The sequence below is a fragment of the Weissella confusa genome, from assembly GCF_004766315.1.
In the GTDB taxonomy this organism is placed as follows: Bacteria; Bacillota; Bacilli; order Lactobacillales; family Lactobacillaceae; genus Weissella; species Weissella confusa_A.
The window spans coordinates 1-20,445 of record NZ_PVSN01000054.1; the positions used below are offsets into that span (position 1 = coordinate 1).

Annotated in this window: 21 protein-coding genes; 1 reads left to right on the plus strand and 20 read right to left on the minus strand. The window is 44.7% G+C overall.

Going from position 1 to position 20,445, the window contains the following annotated elements; genetic code table 11:
* Positions 1 to 505: 505 nt before the first annotated feature.
* The 6 genes from C6P11_RS07765 to C6P11_RS07790 all read right to left on the minus strand — a co-directional run bounded on the left by C6P11_RS07765 (position 506) and on the right by C6P11_RS07790 (position 7,171).
* Positions 506 to 1,531 carry a peptidylprolyl isomerase gene (locus C6P11_RS07765; protein WP_135520095.1) on the minus strand — a complete coding sequence of 342 codons (1,026 nt, stop codon included), beginning with the start codon at positions 1,529 to 1,531 and terminating at the stop codon, positions 506 to 508.
* Between the two features lie 66 nt (positions 1,532 to 1,597).
* Positions 1,598 to 4,066, minus strand: coding sequence for an ATP-grasp domain-containing protein (locus C6P11_RS07770; protein ID WP_135520097.1), 2,469 nt, complete (start codon positions 4,064 to 4,066; stop codon positions 1,598 to 1,600).
* Positions 4,063 to 5,148: a carbamoyl phosphate synthase small subunit gene (locus C6P11_RS07775; protein ID WP_135520099.1), complete on the minus strand. Its 1,086-nt coding sequence runs from the start codon at positions 5,146 to 5,148 to the stop codon at positions 4,063 to 4,065. Before C6P11_RS07775 ends, C6P11_RS07770 begins: the two co-directional genes overlap by 4 nt.
* Positions 5,149 to 5,207: 59 nt before the next feature.
* A complete protein-coding gene (gene pyrR, locus C6P11_RS07780; RefSeq protein WP_135520101.1) occupies positions 5,208 to 5,717 on the minus strand; it encodes a bifunctional pyr operon transcriptional regulator/uracil phosphoribosyltransferase PyrR in 510 nt (169 codons plus the stop codon).
* A 158-nt stretch (positions 5,718 to 5,875) separates the two neighbouring features.
* Positions 5,876 to 6,793 (minus strand): RluA family pseudouridine synthase, encoded by a 918-nt coding sequence (locus tag C6P11_RS07785; protein WP_003609764.1) that lies wholly within the window; start codon positions 6,791 to 6,793, stop codon positions 5,876 to 5,878.
* 9 nt (positions 6,794 to 6,802) lie between these two features.
* Positions 6,803 to 7,171, minus strand: a complete 369-nt coding sequence (locus C6P11_RS07790; RefSeq protein WP_135520104.1) for an EbsA family protein — start codon at positions 7,169 to 7,171, stop codon at positions 6,803 to 6,805.
* A 62-nt stretch (positions 7,172 to 7,233) separates the two neighbouring features.
* Between C6P11_RS07790 and C6P11_RS07795 the strand changes: the two genes are divergently transcribed.
* Complete coding sequence (locus C6P11_RS07795) at positions 7,234 to 7,617, plus strand: ribonuclease HI family protein (RefSeq protein WP_003609759.1); 384 nt, start codon at positions 7,234 to 7,236, stop codon at positions 7,615 to 7,617.
* Positions 7,618 to 7,655: 38 nt separating this feature from the next.
* Here C6P11_RS07795 and C6P11_RS07800 read toward each other — a convergent pair whose 3' ends face one another.
* The 14 genes from C6P11_RS07800 to C6P11_RS07860 form a co-directional block, all read right to left on the minus strand.
* Positions 7,656 to 9,008: a Na+/H+ antiporter NhaC family protein gene (locus tag C6P11_RS07800; RefSeq protein WP_135520106.1), complete on the minus strand. Its 1,353-nt coding sequence runs from the start codon at positions 9,006 to 9,008 to the stop codon at positions 7,656 to 7,658.
* Positions 9,009 to 9,380: 372 nt separating this feature from the next.
* On the minus strand, positions 9,381 to 10,067 hold the full coding sequence (locus C6P11_RS07805) for a DUF4956 domain-containing protein (protein ID WP_135520108.1): 687 nt from the start codon (positions 10,065 to 10,067) through the stop codon (positions 9,381 to 9,383).
* Positions 10,060 to 10,743, minus strand: a complete 684-nt coding sequence (locus C6P11_RS07810; RefSeq protein ID WP_245299842.1) for a polyphosphate polymerase domain-containing protein — start codon at positions 10,741 to 10,743, stop codon at positions 10,060 to 10,062. Before C6P11_RS07810 ends, C6P11_RS07805 begins: the two co-directional genes overlap by 8 nt.
* A gap of 79 nt (positions 10,744 to 10,822) precedes the next feature.
* Positions 10,823 to 12,286 carry a carbohydrate-binding domain-containing protein gene (locus tag C6P11_RS07815; RefSeq protein ID WP_135520110.1) on the minus strand — a complete coding sequence of 488 codons (1,464 nt, stop codon included), beginning with the start codon at positions 12,284 to 12,286 and terminating at the stop codon, positions 10,823 to 10,825.
* Between the two features lie 139 nt (positions 12,287 to 12,425).
* Positions 12,426 to 12,785, minus strand: a complete 360-nt coding sequence (locus C6P11_RS07820) for a hypothetical protein (protein ID WP_135520112.1) — start codon at positions 12,783 to 12,785, stop codon at positions 12,426 to 12,428.
* A gap of 9 nt (positions 12,786 to 12,794) precedes the next feature.
* Entirely contained in the window at positions 12,795 to 13,688 is an 894-nt protein-coding gene (locus C6P11_RS07825) for a phosphodiester glycosidase family protein (RefSeq protein WP_135520114.1), read from the minus strand.
* The gene (locus C6P11_RS11300; protein WP_245299843.1) at positions 13,678 to 14,034 is read right to left on the minus strand and encodes a GtrA family protein; all 357 of its coding nucleotides are present in this window, start codon (positions 14,032 to 14,034) and stop codon (positions 13,678 to 13,680) included. Before C6P11_RS11300 ends, C6P11_RS07825 begins: the two co-directional genes overlap by 11 nt.
* Positions 13,998 to 14,753: a glycosyltransferase family 2 protein gene (locus C6P11_RS07830; protein ID WP_245299844.1), complete on the minus strand. Its 756-nt coding sequence runs from the start codon at positions 14,751 to 14,753 to the stop codon at positions 13,998 to 14,000. The genes C6P11_RS11300 and C6P11_RS07830 overlap by 37 nt, the downstream gene beginning before the upstream one ends.
* A 148-nt stretch (positions 14,754 to 14,901) precedes the next feature.
* Positions 14,902 to 16,410 carry a carboxypeptidase M32 gene (locus C6P11_RS07835; RefSeq protein WP_135520116.1) on the minus strand — a complete coding sequence of 503 codons (1,509 nt, stop codon included), beginning with the start codon at positions 16,408 to 16,410 and terminating at the stop codon, positions 14,902 to 14,904.
* A gap of 104 nt (positions 16,411 to 16,514) precedes the next feature.
* Positions 16,515 to 17,891 (minus strand): amino acid permease, encoded by a 1,377-nt coding sequence (locus C6P11_RS07840; protein ID WP_135520118.1) that lies wholly within the window; start codon positions 17,889 to 17,891, stop codon positions 16,515 to 16,517.
* 267 nt (positions 17,892 to 18,158) lie between these two features.
* Complete coding sequence (locus C6P11_RS07845; protein ID WP_135520120.1) at positions 18,159 to 18,872, minus strand: SDR family NAD(P)-dependent oxidoreductase; 714 nt, start codon at positions 18,870 to 18,872, stop codon at positions 18,159 to 18,161.
* 120 nt (positions 18,873 to 18,992) lie between these two features.
* Positions 18,993 to 19,526, minus strand: coding sequence for a hypothetical protein (locus tag C6P11_RS07850; protein ID WP_135520122.1), 534 nt, complete (start codon positions 19,524 to 19,526; stop codon positions 18,993 to 18,995).
* Between the two features lie 19 nt (positions 19,527 to 19,545).
* On the minus strand, positions 19,546 to 20,034 hold the full coding sequence (locus C6P11_RS07855) for a prolyl-tRNA synthetase associated domain-containing protein (RefSeq protein ID WP_135520124.1): 489 nt from the start codon (positions 20,032 to 20,034) through the stop codon (positions 19,546 to 19,548).
* Between the two features lie 147 nt (positions 20,035 to 20,181).
* Positions 20,182 to 20,424, minus strand: a complete 243-nt coding sequence (locus C6P11_RS07860) for a type B 50S ribosomal protein L31 (protein WP_003610245.1) — start codon at positions 20,422 to 20,424, stop codon at positions 20,182 to 20,184.
* Positions 20,425 to 20,445 lie beyond the last annotated feature (21 nt).

Here is a 20,445-nt window from a genome sequence, read left to right on the forward strand (position 1 = left end):
TATTCAGACGAATACATTGAACAAATGGTTGAGCAAATTAATAGCCGACCTCGAAAGCTTTTCGGCTGGAGATCGGCTAAAGAATATTATTTATCTCAAGTGTTCCGGTTGAATTGACAATTCACCTCAGTAATAACACCTTCAAATAATTTCCGTTTTTTGCAAAATAATTGCACACAAAAAAGACATACTTAAGTCTATCACTCTTTAAGGTGAGGTTATGTTAAGACATAATTGCATAAAGTATCATTTTTATAGGTATTTATCACATTCTTTAATGCTTTTTGTCTTTATATTCGGACTTTAATTGTACTTTTGCCTCTTGTTTCTCATATTTCGGTAATAAATTACAGTAATATTGACCAGATATTACGAACAATTATCAATAACGTTTTTTTAATTCCGAAAATCTTATAGTTTGTAACGAACTATTAATATTAAATACAAAAAAGCCCTTGCAAATCGAAAATGATCTGCAAGAGCTTTTTACTATTAACTATCTTTATTACTCAGCTGATGAGCTCTCTTCTGATGAAGAAGATTCTGATGATGAGCTTGACTCAGAAGAACTTGATGACTCTGATGAGCTAGCTTCTGAAGATGAAGACTTTGATGATGACTTGTCAGACTTGTTTGTCTTTTCCATCGCAGCGGCTTGCGTGTACGTTGACAAAACGTTCTTCAAGTCTGAATCCTTGATGTTAACGTCGGCCTTAGCCAATTCGTTTCCGATCACAGCTTGAACCTTCGTTGAGTCTGACATTTCTTGTTCAACCAAGATGTCAGTCATCTTTGACTTCATGTCCTTGAATGGCTTCTTTTCATCACGTGAATCCATCTTGATGACGAAGTAACCTGAGTAAGTTGATGACTTAACTGGGTTCTTCGTGTATTCACCCTTCTTCAAACCAAACGCAGCTGTCTTGAAGTCGTCTTCAAGCGTTGTGTTAGTTGAGTCGAAGGCTTCCATCTTTCCACCCTTGTCCTTAGTAGAAGAATCCGTTGACTTCTCCTTGGCCAAGTCCGCGAACTTCTTACCTTCATCCAATTGCTTGATGATGTCCTTGGCTTCATCTTCTGAAGAAACCAAGATAACTGATACGTTCACGTCAGGTGTGTAGCTGTCGTAAGCCGCCTTCAATTCCTTGTTAGAGAACTTTGAGTTTGACTTAACGGCTTGCTTCTCCAAAGCTTGTAGGCGCAATGAGTCGCGGAACGTATCTTCCGTCATACCATTGTTAGCCAAAGCTGAGGCGAATTGTGCACCGTATTGCTTCTTAACTGAGTTGAATTGTGAGTTAACTGACTTCTCAGAAACCTTATCACCGTAGTTCTTTTCCAAAACCTTCTCGATGATCATGTTGGCCAATTGTTGTTGACCAGCACTCGTGTTCTTCAACTTCTTGTAATAATCAGCTTGTGAGATGTTACCGTCATTAGTTGTGGCGATTGACTTAGGGCCAACGCCCCAGGCTGCCAATCCCAAAGCTGCCGCAATGACAACCAAAATAGCTACTACTTTCTTCCACATGGAAAAATGCCCTCTTTCAATATTTATATATGTGTTTTAAGTTTACCATACGAAGCTTTAACTTGATTAAAGCACTTGATAAGTCGCACCCATCGCAAAGCGTCCGTTATCAAGCGTTTGCTGAATATTCATATGTTCCGCAAAGTCCGCATCACGATAACGAAGACGTGATGTCTTGATGCGCCATGGTAGATCCTTCAAATTATCAACCATTTCTTCGTCAGCCTTCGTTTGTTTATTCAACATGTAACGAACAATCAAGCGAAGCCATGAGACGCCTGTCACCTTATCAAGGAAGGCAATATGCGTAAATGGCATTGGTCGAATATCATCAGCCGTGACTTCATGGTCCAATGGCAAGCGATCCGTCACCAACTGGTACAAGCCAGCCGTATCAAGCGTCATCTCAGGTCGTGGCAATGATTCCCACAATGAATCGGTCATGGCCGATTGATCGAAGAAGATGCCCCCGTTATCTTGATGACCGACACCAATCACGTGTAATTCAAGCCCGTCATAGAAGTAATTCACGATGGTTTGTTGACCATCACTTAGCATACTACTTGGTAGGTACTTTTCTTTGGCGATTACTTGAACATTTACACCCATCTTACGTAAGCTCGTAATCAACTTAATACGATTACCTGGCACAAACACACGCGTTGGTTGTTCAATTTCAATAACGTTCATCACATCAGAAATTTCCAACGGCTCGTAATACTGCTTGTGTGCCAGTTGCGGAATGAATGTTAAGTCAGTCGGATTGTTATTCATCAAAACTGTCTTGATACCTTGGCGAGACAATTCATCGGCCACCATCGCCATGGTGTATGATGCTGCGGCACCATCCCCAAGACGAAAGGCCCCCGTTCCAATCACCAATGTTGAATCATCCCCAAGTCGCTCACTCTCATTCTCTGTTTCAAACGTTGAATAGAATTGTGACACTGACTCTTCGAATTCACCAGCTGACGGTTCGAACGCCTTATACGTTGGCAGAATACCGTTATACCAACGATAACGTCGCACCGCCTCGTACTTTTCATCCCATAGCTTGGCGACCAAACCATCAGACAACCCGTAATACTTGGCTTGTTGCAAGGTATCGGTATCCCATGGATGATCCTTAACGGCGCTTTCCAAATTATTAATGCGCTCTAGTTTATAGAAGTAAAACGCATTAATCTTAGTCAACTCAGCCAATTCATCAACGGTATAACCGCGACGGATTGCCTCAAGCAAAACTAGAATACGGTTATCGCGTGGGTGAATCAATTGCTCAATAATTTCATTATCAGTCAACGCATTCATCACAGTTGGTGAGAAATTACGGTTGTTAAAGTGGGCGGCACGAATGGCCTTTTCCAACGCCTCTTCAACACTGCGCCCCACACCAATGGTTGCCCCAACTGACTTTTGCACGGTGTCCAAACGATTCTCGGTTTGAATACCGGCTGACTCTAGTTCACCAAAGGCAAACACCGGGAAACGAATCACAATGTGGTCCATTGTCGGCTCCAACAAAGCCGTGTGTTCCGCATAAATTGATGGCACGCGCACCTTATCAAGGGTTTCACCCATCATCAAGCCAGCGATAACCGGCACCAACGGATAACCCGTGGCGGCCACTAGCATGGCAGAGGTACGGTCAAAGTATGGCGTCAAACGTGTGATGACATACTCTTCTGTCGTCGGATTAACGGCGAAACGCACTTCCAGCAAGCCAACGACGTTAAAGCCGCGTGCAACTGTAAAGGCTGCATTACGCAATTGTTGGAACACGGGGTCCGGCAATGTTTGCACCGGCGTAATCGCAATCGAATCAGCCGAGTGAATACCAACCGGATCCATATCCTCAACACCACCAATCAACACCGTCGTATCACGCTTATCACGCACAACCACCATGGCAATTTCTTGGTAACCGCGAATACTCTTATCCACGTTAACTTGGTGGGTCAACGAACGGTTCAACGCCGTTTCGGCTGCCCCTTCCAGTTCTTCCACATCTTCAACTTGGAGACGAATCGTTTGTCCAACTGGCGCCACCGAACGGACCACCACCGGAAAATCAAACTCACGCGCTGCATCGAACACTTCACTGACATTGCTTGCCAAACGCGTTTGAATGGCTGGCAACTTCAACTTGGTGAGGCGCTCTTGCAGGTACTTGGTATTTTGTGTGGCTTGCATCACTGGCAATGTCATCCCCAAAACCTTTGGCGCATTATCACCAAGCAATTCAACAATTTCCGCTGACAAACGAACGGCTGTTGAGCCACCAACACTCGCGACCATCGCCGTAATGCCTTGTTCAACGATTACCTTAACTAAATTAGGTGCAGTCAACGCGGTTTCAATCACCGTCACATCATCGCGTTCAGTCGTAAAGCCAAATGGGTTATCATCGACAATCACGATTTCATGACCACGACGACGAAGCCCCTTCACCACTTGATAGCTTGCAGCATCACTTTCAGTTTCACGACCAAAATCATTGGCAGATCCACCGATAATTAAGATTCGTTCACTCATGATAGCCACCCTCCTCGACGTGCAGTCACCATTTCCATAAATTCATCAAAGGCCTGCGTTGCCTCAATTGGTCCTGGCGCTGTATCTGGGAAAAATTGCACACTAAATGCTGGGTAATCTCGGTGACGCAATCCTTGAATAATCCCGTCCGTCATATCGATATGTGTAACAAACATATCAGTGTCACGCACAGAATCTGGATCAACACTGAACCCTTGCCCCTGTGTCGCAAACATAATGCGATTTGTGATTTGCTCACGGATTGGGTGATTCATCCCATGGTGTTCAACTGGCATTTGTTGCAACTTGGCACCATTGGCGAGCGCAAATAATTCATGGCCCAACCCAATACCAAACATTGGCACACGCTGTCCGAATTGACGAATAATATCAAACGTTTCATCCGGAATTTGACGTGGGTCACCCGGTCCTGATGACAACACAATACCATCGGGGTCCAAGTTAGCAACTTCATCCGATGTGGCGTTGTATGGCAACACTGTCACATTGGCATCGAAATCACTTAGCATGCGCAAAATACCATTTTTCAAACCGAAATCTAGTACCACCACGTTTGCCCCACGGCCTGGGTTAGCATAAGCCTTGGGCGTTGAAACTTGTGGCACCTGGCGCGTGGTCAAAACCATCGCGCGCAATTGATCGAACGCGTGGTCATCTGGCGCATCAACAATTGAGGCCTTTTGCGTTCCCGTCTTACGCAAATGACGAGCCAAAGCGCGCGTATCAATTTGTGAAATGCCGGGTACATTGTGACGCTTCAAATAGTCGTGCAAACTCATTGATTGCAAACGATTGGTTGAGATATCGGCAACTTCACGTACTACCACACCTTTAACCGTTGGCACAATTGATTCATCGGCGCGGTGATTAATACCAGCCGCCCCAATCGTTGGTGAGGTGAACATCACAATCTGATTGTGATAGATCGGGTTGGTAATAACTTCTTGATACCCCGTCATCCCCGTGTGAAAAACAATTTCCCCAAAATTCGTCGCAGGTGATCCAAACGCTTCGCCGGCAAAAATCGTGCCATCTTGCAAAATTAAATAACGTTTTGTCATGACGTCGTGCTTACCATGCCTCAAACATGGCAAGTCCTCCTTTCCGTCCTGCGTTTTAATTAACGAATTTCAACTGAATCAACACCGTCAACTTCTTCAACATTGACGTTGATGCGTTCAGCAGCCGCCGTTGGAATGTTCTTACCAACGAAATCGGCACGGATTGGCAACTCACGGTGACCACGATCAACCAAAACGGCCAAATTAACAACTGCTGGGCGGCCGTTATCCATCAAGGCGTCCAAAGCCGCACGAATCGTACGACCTGTGTAAAGCACATCGTCAACCAAAATAACACGCTTGCCGTCGATATCCGTATCCAACACAGCCTTCGTACCACGATCCGTTGCATCATCACGATAAGTTGAAATATCTAGTTCAGCAACTGGGATTTCTGCATTTTCCAATTGTTGCAAACGTTCTGCAATACGTTGGGCAATATAAACACCACGTGTCTTAATTCCCACAATCACGAGGTTATTAATACCCTTGTTCTTTTCGATAATTTCGTACGTAATACGTGTCAAAGCACGTTGCATTGCCATTGCATCTACAATTTCTTTAGCCATAATCGAATCCCTTATCTGTTTATGTATACAAAAAGGCGTCACCTAAAAAATTACGTAACGCCAAGTTTAAAATCAACATGTCTCGTTACCTCTTGCATCTCTCTGGATAGCATTAAGAAGTAACTTCATTTTAGCACGAAAACCGCGTCGTTTGGGACTTAGTTTGCGTCAATTTCTGCATATGGGTCTAATTGATCCAACATTTCCGTAAAGTACGCTGGTAATGGCGCTTCAAACGTCATTTCTTCACCAGTCGTAGGTTGCGTCAAACCAAGCGTTGCGGCGTGCAAGTATTGACCGTTACCTGGCAGCGTCTTCTTTGGTCCGTACAATGGATCACCAGCCACTGGGTGACCGATGTAAGCCATGTGCACACGGATTTGGTGCGTACGTCCCGTCTCAAGCGTCACTTGCAATAGCGTGTAACCAACAAAACGCTTCACGACCTTGAAGTGGGTCACTGCGTCACGACCACCGGCCACAACTGCTTGCTTCTTACGGTCAGCAGATGAACGACCCAAAGGTGCCTTGATGGTTCCTTCGTTTTCAATGAATTCACCGTGAACAAGTGCGTAGTATTGACGCAAGTTCTTCTTGTCCTTCAATTGCGCTGACAATGCTTCGTGGGCCTTGTCATTCTTGGCAACCATCAACAAACCTGACGTGTCCTTGTCGATACGGTGCACGATACCAGGACGAACGACCCCGTTAATCGTTGAAAGTGGTGTGTGGAACATCAACGCGTTAACCAACGTGCCTGATTCGTGACCCAACGCCGGGTGCACAACCATCCCTTGTGGCTTGTTGACAACCAATAGGTCATCATCCTCATACACGATGTCCAATGGGATATCTTCCGGCTTCAAATCAATCTCAACTGGTTCAGGAACCGTAAAGGTAATTTCATCCCCTGGCTTCACGCTGTACTTAGCCTTCTTCTCGGCACCATTTACCTTCAATACACCGTCGTTAATCCAGCCTGTCACTTGGGTACGTGTATAATCTTCAAACGCGTCAGCAACGACCTTATCAAGACGGCCAGTTTGGTCCGTGATTACCAATGTCTCTTCTGTCATAAAAATTCTCTATCCTTCAATCTTCTCTTGTAGAGCTTGCAACATGCGCTGCCCCATCAAAAAGCTGTATTGCTCACCATCATGGCTAAACATAACCGTGTGCTTGTTAAATTGTACAAATTCCATATCCTTAAAGTGGATCTTCTCGGTGTGCATCCCAATAATGTGTGGGAAACGCAACGCATCATCTTCCAATGTCACACGTCGACGTAGAATGGTTGCAGCTGCTACGACGACAAACACGAAGAATGACACATATGTCCAAACGTTAAGTGTTGTCACCTCAAGCCACATAATCATGCCGAACAAGGCAATCATTAAAATCCACGTCCACGATACCCAGCCTACTAAACCGGCGGGTTGGTAAAAACCTTTCATGTCTACGCTCCTTTCGGGAGTTCATGCTATTTTCTAGTATAATGAAGTTAGAGGTTTTTGTCATGTTAATCAAGTTATATGCTGATGCTGCGACCCAAGGAAATCCTGGTCCAAGCGGTGCCGGCGTTGTTATCTCCGCCGACGGCAAGCAAACACAACTTCACCACGCACTGGGTGAAATGAGTAATCACGAAGCTGAATTTCGGGCCGCTATTTTTGCCTTTGAGCAATTACTACCCATCGCCTCACCTGACGACACAGTCATGTTTTACATCGATTCAAAATTAGTCGCGGATAGTATTGGTAAATCCTATGCCAAGCATTATCCAGAACTAATCGACACCCTAATGGCGCTAATTGATCGGTACAAGATTGTCTTAACAACTTGGATTCCAGATCGTGAAAATCAAGGCGCTCACAAGCTGGCTTTGCAAGCCATTCATTAATAGTAAAAGCGCGCACCCTCGGATGCGCGCTTTTTGCTTTACGATGCTTTCTTAATACCAATGCCTGTCCAGGCTGACAACAATGAGAACACTGGTGACAACAAGGCGAAGAAGACAAATGGTGCGAAGTTGTGAACCGGTACGCCCAATGTTTGCGCGGCAAAGCTACCCGCCACACCCCAAGGAACCAAGTAATTCACGACCGTTCCTGAGTCTTCCAATGAACGTCCCAAGGCCAAACGTGACAAGCCAACGCGATCAAACGCTGACTTCCAAAGTTGACCTGGCAAAATCGTTGACAGGTATTGCTCACCAATCATGAAGTTGGCTGCAATTCCGGTAAAGACGGTACCAGTAATGACACCAGCCCCGCTCTTAATGCGGTTTGCAATTGGTGCCATAACGGCTTGCAAAATACGTTGTTCCGTTAGCAACCCACCAAGGGCCAAGGCCAACATAATGATAATGACCGTTGGCATCATGGCTAACATACCACCCCGGTTCAACAATGCTTGTAGCATGTCATTCTTAGCTGTGGTCTTGAACCCATTCAACAAAATGTCGGCCAACATTGCTGGTGTGTGGTTAAGCAAGAAGAATGCACCCGTCACTGCAACGTTGATTAGTAGCGTTGGAATAGCTGGCACCTTTGCCCAGGCCATCCCCACCAGCAAAACCAGCGGTACAATCGTCCACCAAGTTGGTGACAACAAGTCGGCCAAGCTAGCTAATTTTTCAGTCGATGCACCAGCGTGACCGCCACCAATAATGAAGAAAATAATGAAAGACACAACCAACGCTGGCACTGTCGTCCACATTAAGTTTTTGATGTGCGCGAACAAGTCAGTTTCTGAAATCGAAGAAGCCAAATTCGTTGAGTCTGACAATGGTGAACTCTTGTCACCGAAAATCGCACCTGACAACACAGCTCCGGCAACCAACGCTGGTTCAAATCCCATCGCTGTACCGACACCCATCAAGGCCACCCCGACTGTTGCAAGCGTAGTGAACGCTGATCCAATCATTGAACCGACGATGGCCGTTACCAAGACAGCACTCGGCAAGAACCAGGCTGCGTTTGCAATCTTAAACCCAAGCCAGAGCATCGTTGGAATCACGTTTGTCCCCATCCACAATGCAATTAACATCCCAATCAATAGGAACAAAAACAATGGTGCCAAAGCAGTTTGTAGACCACGCAACATATCACGTTGAATGTCTTCCCATGTTGCGCGGTGCAACTTGGCAAAGACCATCGTTACCAACAAACTTAGTGTCAATGGGACGTATGGTGATAACCCAAGGCCGATAATACTACCAGCAAAAATAATGATCAAAATAACAATAAGTGCTAACGCTCGTCCAAAGCGTGGTGTTGCTTGCTTTTCCATATGTGTCTCCTCGTTCGTTACAATCTAGTCAGTTCAACTTTCAGTTATAGCTGCGATAACGAACGAGTCCGCCAACGCCACGTGTTACATCAAATACCCCATGGTGCATTCCTCCAAACAAATAAAAAAGTCCCAGTAACCTGCAAAACAGATTACTGGGACGAATTAGCAAAAATCCGCGGTACCACCCAAATTAGTCGCATACTATCGCATGCCACTCTCTTTCAGACTATTCCGTTGTAAATAGTTCAGTCATAACACCTGCGCCACTCACAGCAACCGTGGCTTCTCTTACGTACAATGTTATGTCCTACTGATGTGTCTCAGTTTACGGAATAGATGAGTGATTGTCAACACTAAAATGAGATTTCTTTAATATTCATCGGCGATTAGATTATATTGTATCGCAATACCGAGATTACCATTCGCTGTACGTAGGGCATCAATAAAGGCTTTATCGTCCATGCCTTGCTTCATGCTCAGCAAATATTGCAACTCGAACAATGACCCCAGTTCAGTGGTTTTAATACGCTTCAGAATAAACTTTTCGGTGTATTCAGTCAAAATGGCTTCCACTTCTTGTTTGTCGTACAAATCTTCTGGCACCGTTAGCTTGAGCAATTGATCGGTCGTTGCGTGCCCACCAAAGTCCATCATATTCATCAGCAACATTGCCAATAGCAATAATGTGGCCGCAATCACAGCATACGCGATATAACCCAAACCAGATGCCAAACCAATAGCCATCGTTAATAGCACGTACGTAATTTCAGCTGGGTCACCAGGCGCTGAACGGAAGCGGATAATTGAGAATGCACCAGCCAATGAAAAGGCACGGGCGACGTTATTACCCACCAACATAATAATGACGGCAATCACAACTGGCAATAAGACCAATGTGAATGAGAATTTTTGTGGTGACACTCTTGAATTATAAGTTTTCAAGTAAACCAAGGCTGTTACGAGTCCTAGTACCATGGCCGTGACCATCGCAATGATAAACGTTGGCAATGTAATCGCAGTTCCAGAACTGCTCGTTGTAAAAATTGAATTAAGCATTTGCAATTTCCTTTTGTAAAATATCTGTGTAAATCTCGTCGCTCGCTTGGAAGCTTCGTTTTAGACCTCGTTCAAATTTTGAAAAACTTGTCGGGCGCAACTGAAAATCAGTTACTATTCGACGCAGAAATGTCGGCATCCCCAACTCAGTTTTAATTTCCATCAGCACCATTCCTGTTGGTAGCAAATTTTCACCGATTGTTTGGTTTGGAATGTTCAAATCCAGCGTCGAGGTCCTAATATCTGTGTCGAACGATATTCGTAAGTCGCTATCGCATGACGTCGCATGGAGCGCAACTCGTTCGTATGCCACCTTAATCACTGGCTGCAATTGTTTGCGGGCCAACGCTAGGACTTCCCGACCAATTTGGTTATCTGGTAATTCACCGGCAGCCAAGAAGCGATTCGCCGTTTCAAAATCGACCGTGATGCGTCGCTTATAGGTTTTCTTCAAAAACTTCTTTTTAATCTCCAAGAAAACCGGCTTATCCGCGTTCGCCGGTCCATAAGATCGCATGCGGAGTCGCTGTTTAAATTCATTGGGTTCTAATCGCAACGCCTGCTGTGAGACGGCATCCGTTACTGATGCATAATAAAGCGATTGAATGGGATACGATTCTCCCGTTTGGTTGTAACGATCTAGGCGCATCTGTTCAGCTGCAAGCAACGCCTGCAAAATGCCCTCGTACTGCGCTTGGTAATAATATATTTCACTTCATATCGATTGAAAACTTGCATACTATCACCAATCAGTCCTAACGCATGCCACCGGCCGGTCCGCCTGCAGGTCCACCACCGGCCATGCCTTCAGTCAAACCAGTTCCAGCCGTCACTTCAGTCGTTGTTCCGTTCACCGTTACCTTATAGGTAGAACCTGACTTAATGTCGGTCGATGCAACAGCAACCGTGTCACCATCAGCGTTAACTGTGTAGCTTGCAATCGTCTTGTTTGCATCATCAACCACGGTTACCTTATCACCCTGCCTAACGCCACTTGGCAACTTCACATAGGCATTATCAAACGTTACCCCGGTACCAGTTCCACCGTAGAGCACCGTACCACCGGTAAAGGTCAACGTGCCATCCAAATCGACTTCCTCGTTGTCTGGGGATGAACTGATCATCGCTTCGACCGTACCACCTGACATTGTGATATCCCCGTTCGAATCAAGTCCGTCACCACCAGCTAGGAAGACAAGCTTACCCGCCGTGATATTCAAGATCGGTGTCTTGTAACTACCCGATGCATTCACCGCATCATCCGTACTACTGATTGTGGTTTCGCCACCATCGATATCGATTTCATTGGCTTGCATACCTTCATATGAACTTGTGACCGCAACCTTACCGCCTGAAATCACCAGTTTACGTTCGGCCGAAATACCATGATTACCATCTTCCGTACCCGTGGCGACTGTAATGTCTCCACCAGTAATTTCAACCAAGCCCTTATTTTCATCATTGTCTTGATTTGATTCAATCGCATCATCCCCAGCTGATGCTTTAACCGTACCGTCGGTAATGTGCACCGAATCATGACCGACTAAGCCGTCTTTAATTGCCTTGGCAAACACCGTACCTGACTTGATTTTCAAATCATCCTTGGTATAAACCGCATCCTTTGAATCACCATTAATTGCGACCACACCATCACCCTTAAAGGTTAAGTCGTGCGTTGCATAAACGGCTGCTTTCTCCTCGTCGGTATCAGCAATTGTGCCACCGTCAATCAAATTAATTGAATTGGTTGCTGATGAAATAATGGTCTTGTCCGCGTTCTTCTCATAGATAGCTGGACCAGTCGTCGATGTTAAATTCACGCCGTTCATAATGATTGTGACTTCATCCTTGTCACCGGCATCAACGACAATTTGTGCATCACTCGCTGATCCTGTCACGTAATACGTACCACCCTTAGAAATCGTGATTGTTTTATCGGACACCTTCACGCCAGATCCAGTTGCCTTCATCTTAGACAAATCCACCGTACCATCGGCCGTCACCTTACCTGATGCATCACCGGTTTGTGCAGCGGTTGGATAAGCTGTTACAGCAAGCTTTTTCGTGGTGGTCGTTGATGAGCTTTTGGCACTAGCTGTTTTTGCTACCTCGGTATTCTTGTCGTCAGTATCTGTTTGCATCACCGCATAACTAGCACCACCTAGCGCCATTACGCCTAGCACACCAATCGTTGCGACTGCTTTTTTATTTTTCATCATTTTCTTTCACCTCGATAATTTGTACTATTACTATGCCGGTTGAACCTTAAAGCATCACTCAAGGGAGCTAATGTCAAACTTAAAATTTGTGAATTAAAAAAGACCAGTCATTCGACTGATCCATCCACATTAGGCCGATTTAATTGTTTGAAATACGCCACCAATTAATATCAATGCTGAAATAACGTAGTACCCAACAATATAGGTCGAGCCCGTTCCTGCAATTTCTAAGATACCAGCAACAATTCAAGGCAATTATGACCGGCCAAGTGGCCAAATTGCCCCACGCCCAGAACGTTTTGTATTTTGGGGATTGGGCAATTGCTGGCTTAATGGTTACCACCAATACTTGCCAAATCAACACCGCTGCAGGTACTAACCATACCCAATTCATTTTTGGTGACTGAACCCCGTGACCGAAATAGTTGTAAATCAAGTGGAAAACAAAGATAAATCCTGTCACACCCAACCACTTAAACGCCGTTTGATATTTTGCCATGTTCCCTCCTTACTCACTGTAGCCAAAGTACAACATATCTGACACCGCCCGTTCACTAGACTGGCCAGATCCACCAACTGGATTGTTAATCACCTTGCCATTGAGCACCATGGTTGATGATCCTCCGCCGTCCAAATTGTAGGCGTAAGTTGCCCCATGACTTTTCATGACATTTGCTAATTGATACAAAGACAGACCTGTCGATTCAGACGTTCGACCATCAGAAACCACCACCACGTAATGATTTTTACCAACCTGCCCAATTGCGGTACGTGGATTAGACGCCTGTGATTGACCAACTTCAGCGTCTTCAGAGACCGTTACTTTGCCGTTTTCAACCAGCGTTGGGCCAAAACTCAGCACCTGCTGGGCACCATTTTTAAGTAGTTCACTCGCCGTTTCATCGCTCTGATTAACTGACTTCATATTGCCATCGCTATCAATAACTAACGCATCCGTATCGGTCGCCACAGTATCACGATACAATGTGCCGTTGCGCACAACATAACCAGTATCGCGGAAACCATAATAATCACCATTAATCGTAAAAATCGCATTATGCTCACTTGCCATCGATGACGTTTTTTCAGTGTAGTTACGACCATATGTATTATTAGCCAAGGCCGTTTGTAACAAGCTTGGATCATCGACTGTTATGTCCGCCACGTAGACCGTTGTGCCATCAACCCGTTCAGTTGTGACGTTAATACTCATGTGACTATCCTCATAGTACGTGGCCGTCTTTTTGACCGTACTTGAATCTTTCTTCGCGGTTGTTTTGACGGTTTGCGTGCTCGTCGCAATTGCTGTACCACTGTGCTGTAGCATAAACGTATCGACCAGTGTAAAACTCGTATAAACCGTCAAAATTGCGGATGTCACTAACGTTAACTTACGCTTCATGCGTTCTCTCCATTCGTGATTTGAAAACCAATTTCTTTTGTACTAAATAGCTACCAACAAATATTAAGGTGTCTACCATTATTTTCACCGGCACTGGATGCGGAATAAACGTATCCACCAACTGTAACAGGCCTGCTGATAAGACCATTTGAAAGGTGAATAATGCGACATAGCGGCGACGATCACCAGTCGTATTTTGTGACTTAAACACCCATCGTTGATTAAGGATGAAGTTAAAAATACCAGAGATGAATCGAGCCAGCACCGATGCCCCTAATAAACTCATTGTGGAAGCCCCTTTAAACAAGGTCAGCAGCAAAACTGCAAACAACGCAATATCAACCATCGCCGACTCAATGATGAGAAGGCAAATTTCAAAAAGCGTTTGTAGACCAATAAGGAATCACGAATTGGGTGAAAATGGGTGCCTTCATTGTTGCCTTCGTAAATGGTTTGAATTGGTACCAGTGCTAGACCGATGCCCCGTTCTTGTAACTCCAGCAACATATTCATTTCATATTCAAATCGGTCACCACTAATCTCGCTCATCGCCGATAATGTGTTGCGGGGCAAACCACGTAAGCCGGTTTGGGTATCTGGTATGACTAGCCCCGTTGCAAATTGCGTCATCTTACTGGTTAATTTGTTACCCCAGTAAGATTTGGGCGGTACAGCACCTTTTTCAAAATTACGGACACCGAGAATCAAGTCATCTGTTCCCTTTTCCAGCTTTTCCGCAATCCGAATAATGTCGGAAATAGCGTGCTGACCATCTGAATCGGCTGTCACAATGCCAGCTGTGTTGGGAAATGCTGTTTGGACATACTTAATACCTGTTTTAAGCGCCACACCTTTACCGCGATTCTGGTCATGTACTAGTACCGTAGCACCTAGCTCTTCGATTTGCGCAAAGATAGTTTGGTAGTGGATGCCCGATCCATCATCCACCACGACAACCGGACGATTAGTCGCTGCCTGCAGGCTCATCATCACGGTAATGAAATTTTCTGTTGGTTCATAGGCCGGAATGAGAATCACGGCCACCGAATTATTAGTCTTTGTCATAAGGAGTGCCTCTCTTTCGATTGTTTGCAATCATAATGAACCGACCAAAAACCAAACTTCAGTGAAGCACAAGCCAAACATAAAAGGCCGTGAATCTCTTGAATCTGTCTCAAGAAATTCACGGCCTTAAAATATAACCTTCAGTTATTTACTTAACGTTGTAAGCTTGCAAATAACGGTGCGTTTGCAAGTCCAACCAGTATTGTGGGTTCAAGTCTTCGCCGGTAGCATCGCGTAATACTTGTGATGGTGTCTTTGAAGCCCCATATTGCCACACATGCTCCTTACGCCAGTCGAACAACGGTTGAATGTCACCTGCTTCAAGCAAGGCATCAATATCCAACGTCTTCACCATCTCATGACGGAATTGGGCAGCATACAAGTGGCCCAATGCATATGATGGGAAGTAACCAAAGTCACCCCCAGCCCAGTGGATATCTTGCAAGATTCCCGTCAAATCTGACGGTGGACGAATACCAAGATACTCTTCATACTTGGCATTCCACAACTCAGGCAACGTTTCAACATCGATGTCATCATTGAAGATGGCCTTCTCAATTTCATAGCGGATGATGATGTGCAATGGATATGTCAATGGATCAGCTTCCGTACGAATCAAACTGGCTTGTGTCTTCATCCAACCCTTGTAGAAAGTTTCAAAATCAACGTCATCTAGGGCAACATGGAAGGCCGCTTGCATAATTGAATAATCATGGCGCAAAAAGGCCTCTGAACGGCCAATGACCACTTCATTAAAGAGTGACTGTGACTCATGAATACTCATCGCAATGGCTTTGTTAAATGGTGTGTAGTCCCACTTTGGCGCCACGTTTTGTGCAAACAACCCGTGCCCTGCTTCGTGCAAAATCCCCAACACTGCCATCTGGAAATCATCGGTTGCCCAACGCGTTGTAATACGAGCATCATTGCGGTTCAAATCTTGCATAAATGGGTGAATCGTATCATCCAAACGTCCCTTGTTTGGATCGTACCCCAAGCGAACCGCGGCATCCCAAACATACTCACGTTGATCAGCAATCGCCACATCACGGTGGAGGAAACTGTCATCTGGCTCAGTTCCTTCAGTTGCCAAACGATAACGCAAGGCCACTACGCCCGCCTTCACTTCGTTAAAGACTGCGTCCAACTTCTCAACCGTCAAGCCAGGCTCAAATTGGTTCAGCAACACATCATATGGTGTGGCCTCATCCTTGCGCCAGTACGTGATAAACTTGCGCTTCAAAGCAATCAATTGTTGGAGGTATGGTGCGTAGATGCTGTAATCATCTTGCTCACGTGCCTCTGACCAGGCGTCTTGCGCTGATGAGCTCAACTTGTTAAAAGCAATGTACTTGTCAGCTGGCACAACCGCATCACGCTCATAATCTTCCTTAAACTTCGCAAACAAAGCTTGTTCATCATCAGAAAGTTCTGCAGCGTGTTCATCAAAGTAAGCCACCAACGCTTTGGCTTGGTCACCTGTTGAAACGCCCAAATACTTCTCTGTTAGATAACTTTGTAGTTCCGCACGGAATTCACCTGAATCCTTCGGCATCCCCGTTAGTTGATCCCAGCTGGCCAAAGCCATCGTTTCTTCCAGCAAGGCTTGTTCTTTCAATAGCGCACGTAAATCCGCACCTGTGTATGAGTCCGTCATCTCATAACCTCCGTTTTTAGTCGTTTCTTTATTCTAATTGAATTTTAATATAAAAACAAACCAGAAAAAAACTCACCAACCAAAGTCAGTGAGTTCAATCATTTTTAAAATTTAATGCCGTACTTCTTGTGGCTGTACCAACCGTAACCAATCGTCCAGGCGATACCACCAAAGGCTGCAATCATATCTGTCTTGTCCAAGAACAAGGTTCCGAAGATGAACAAGAAGAATGCGAGCGTCAATGGACTAGCAATCTTGTAGAATGGCATCTTGAAGCCATCTTCAATGTAGTCTGCACTAGCGCGATACTTGCGGTGGGCCAACATAATCAAGCTGTAGATAACCAGCGTAATCGCCGCCGTAGCTGAAGCGAAGAAGTTAAATGCTGATTCAAAGATTGGCAATGCGTTGATGATTGGCGTCAACATAATCAAGATTGCTGAGAACAATACCGCACGTGATGGGATTGCCTTCATTGATAGCACCTTGAAGTATGATTGCCACTTCCCTGTGTTTTCCAAAGCCAAAGCGTAAACGTCACGTCCGGCTGAGTAAATCAACGTATTCAAGGCTGACATCGCTGCTGTCAAAACCACGAAGTTCAACAACGCTGCTGCCCAGTGAATACCGATTAACTTAAAGATAAACACGAATGGGCTTTGGTTTGATGGCAAGTAATGCCAATCATAAATTGACATGATAATCGCCAAGGCACCCACGTAGAAAATCAAGATACGGAATAGCACCGTGTTGATAACCTTTGGCATGACCTCGCGTGGGTTCTTTGTTTCCGCTGACATCAAACCAACGAATTCAATTCCAACGAACGCGAAGAAGACCATTGGAAATGCTTGCATGAAGCTCATCCCACCATTTGGGAAGAACTTGAAGTTGTGCGTAATATTACCTAGTGAAACTGGTCCACCATGTGCTCCTGGTGCATTGAAACCAGTCAGCATCATGATGATTCCCGTTGCGATAATACCTAGGATGGCAATAATTTTGATTGATGAGAACCAAAACTCTGCTTCACCGAAGAAATTAACTGCGAACAGGTTAACCCCCACCAACAAGATCATCACGATAATTTCGATTAACCACGCTGGTACATTTGGTAACCAGTATTGGACGTATAACCCAATGGCCGTCAACTCCGCCATGGCTGGCAAAATCAATGTAATCCAGTATGACCAACCCACAAAGTGCCCAGCACCCGGACCTAAGTACTTTGACACAAAGGCCACAAATGAGTTGTTGTCCGGATCGGCGTAAAGCAACTCACCGATGGCACGCATCATAATATATAGGAAGATTCCTGTTAGTAAGTAAACAAATAGGATTGATGGTCCTGTCAGACTGATTGAGTCTCCGGCTCCCAAGAACAATCCTGTTCCAATTGTTCCACCAATCGCGATCATTGTCACATGACGCTTAGATAACCCGCGATTTAGCGAATCAGGCGCGGCGTTTTTGTCTGCCATGCGCTGCCCCTCCTCTGAATAAATTTGCTATCATATACAAATTCATTTTCTCTTTTATTCTCTTTTTATTCATCAGCCAAAAGGCAAACCCTTTTGACAACGAATAATATCATAGCACATCAATGTATTTTTTTGCACTCTTTTTTGAATATTCGTGCATAGTTTTGCGATATATGCATTGTGTGGTGTATATATTCAGAAGAAAAATTCGAATTTTGATTCGTTTTACAAAAAACATCCAACCGCAAAATGTTGGATGTTTTCTTTTTAGTGTTGTGGATTGTAGTTAACGACTGAACCGTCTTCATTGATAACTTGACCGTTGTGGTTTTGATCATCAAAGAAGAATGACAAAATCAGTTCAGCGGCATTTTCTGTCGTACGAACGAAGTCACCTTGAATGTGGCCGTTCAAGTCTGTTGAAACAGCACCTGGCATAACGGCAAAAATCTCAACAGGCATACCTTGTTGCTCGAACTCAAGACCAAAGTCCTTCGTCATCACATTAAGCGGTGCCTTAGCAGCCATGTAACCAAGCGGGTGCCACCACTTACCTGGCTCAATTGGCGTTGAAACGTTAATAATCGTACCATTGTTCTTTTGTAGTACTGGAAAAAGTCCCTTCGTCAACTCGTATGGTCCGATGAAATCGACCTTATAGATATCAAGCAACTCTTGTGCTTCGAACTCCCATGCCGTACGTTCCATATCACCTGAAATACCGGCATTGTTGATCAACAAATCCAATCCGTTGTAGTTCGCGTTGATGTTTGCTACTGCTTCATGGATGCTATCCAAGTTAGCAACATCAATCAACAACAATTCTGCATTACCAAATGCTTGCAACTCGCTCACAGCAGCTGCACCACGCTCGGCGTCACGTGCGCCAACCAATACGGTGTAGCCCTTCTGTAGCAATTGCGTTGTAATCGCATAACCGATTCCCTTGTTTGCACCAGTAACCAAAGCTGTCTTAGCCATTAATAATTTTCCTTCTTTCTTTAAAGCTCCATTATTATATAGCCGCGACTGACAAAAAGTAAGGTCTTGAAATTATTAAAAACCTGCTCTGACTGGCCTATTTATTCGTCGGTTAGCCTCTTAGCGACGTCCGATTTGTCCACGTACTAGCGCATCATCATATGACTTCGCCAAGTTCATTGGAATCGTCATTAGGAATTCGGCCATATCAGATAGATTAACACCTACCATAACAACACGACGCTTGCGGCTTTGCAAACGGTGCTCAACAACCGTGTATAGCATTTGTTCATCACGTGTACGTGGTGCAAGTTGAATTGCTGATGTGGTTGGAATCGATGCAATACGTTCTTCACCATCATCTAGCTCGTTAAAGTAGCTCGCTGTTTCAGTCAAATCAACCGGCACCTTGAAACGCAATTCCAACTCGTCCCCATTGTATGAGACCTGAACCGTGTGCAACTCAAACACACCAGTCCCATCCAAATCATCATTCAACTCATCGACCAATGGACGAATCTCAGTCATCAATTCACGATTGAAAAACTTCTCAGCGCTTTCCGTCGTCCCTTGCCCACTCATTTGATAGCCCACATAGGGATCTTCGTGCTCTGTCAAAATATTATCGACGACGTGATTAATGTCAAACTTCATATCTTTTCTCTTTCTTAATTTATAAGGCAACGATGCTTGGTTCAAAGCCCATTTCTTGAACGAATTTCATAACATCGCCAGTTTTGATAAACCATGTTTGTGTATTGTCATTGGGATGAAAAACAAGCGTTTCCGTTGAAACTATCTGTTTATCAAAATAGACATGAACATCATGATCAACATTATTCAGTAACCCAAAGATAGAAACACTCCCCGGCGTTACGCCAAGCTTGAGCTTTAGTCGCTCTGGTGACGCCATGCTAAGACGTGTCGACTGGACTGTTGATTGGAATTTCTTCAAATCCAGTCGCGCGCTATCAGACATAACGACTAAATAATACTCGGTTTTATTACTGTTATTAAGGAGCAACGTCTTTGTCCACGTTCCCGCATATCCTGCAATCAATTTATCAGCTTCTTCGGTGGTGAATACTGGCGGATGTTCAACGCTAGTGTAACCAATACCTAGCGATTTAAGTTTCTGAGTAACTTGTTCAATTGGCGTCATATTGGATTCCTTTAGTTTTTGCTTGATATGGTTAGTTCGTTGGATTTTTAAATTATCCCTATTATACAGTTCCCAGTCATTAAGTAGTAAATACAAAAAAACACCCAACCAAGGTTGAGTGTTTTTTCAGTATTGAATCGCTTAAAATTAAGCCAAACCGTACTTCTTGTTGAACTTGTCGACCGCACCATCGGCAGTAGTAAACTTTTGCTTACCAGTGTAGAATGGGTGTGAATCTGACGTAACTTCAACACGGATCATTGGGTACGTAGCACCTTCGAACTCGATCGTCTCGTTTGAAGTACGAGTTGAACCAGTCAAAAGCTTGTAACCAGTAGTTGAATCAACGAAAACCACTTGGTGGTAATCTGGGTGAATATCAGCCTTCATCGTGTTTCTCCTTATCGCCCT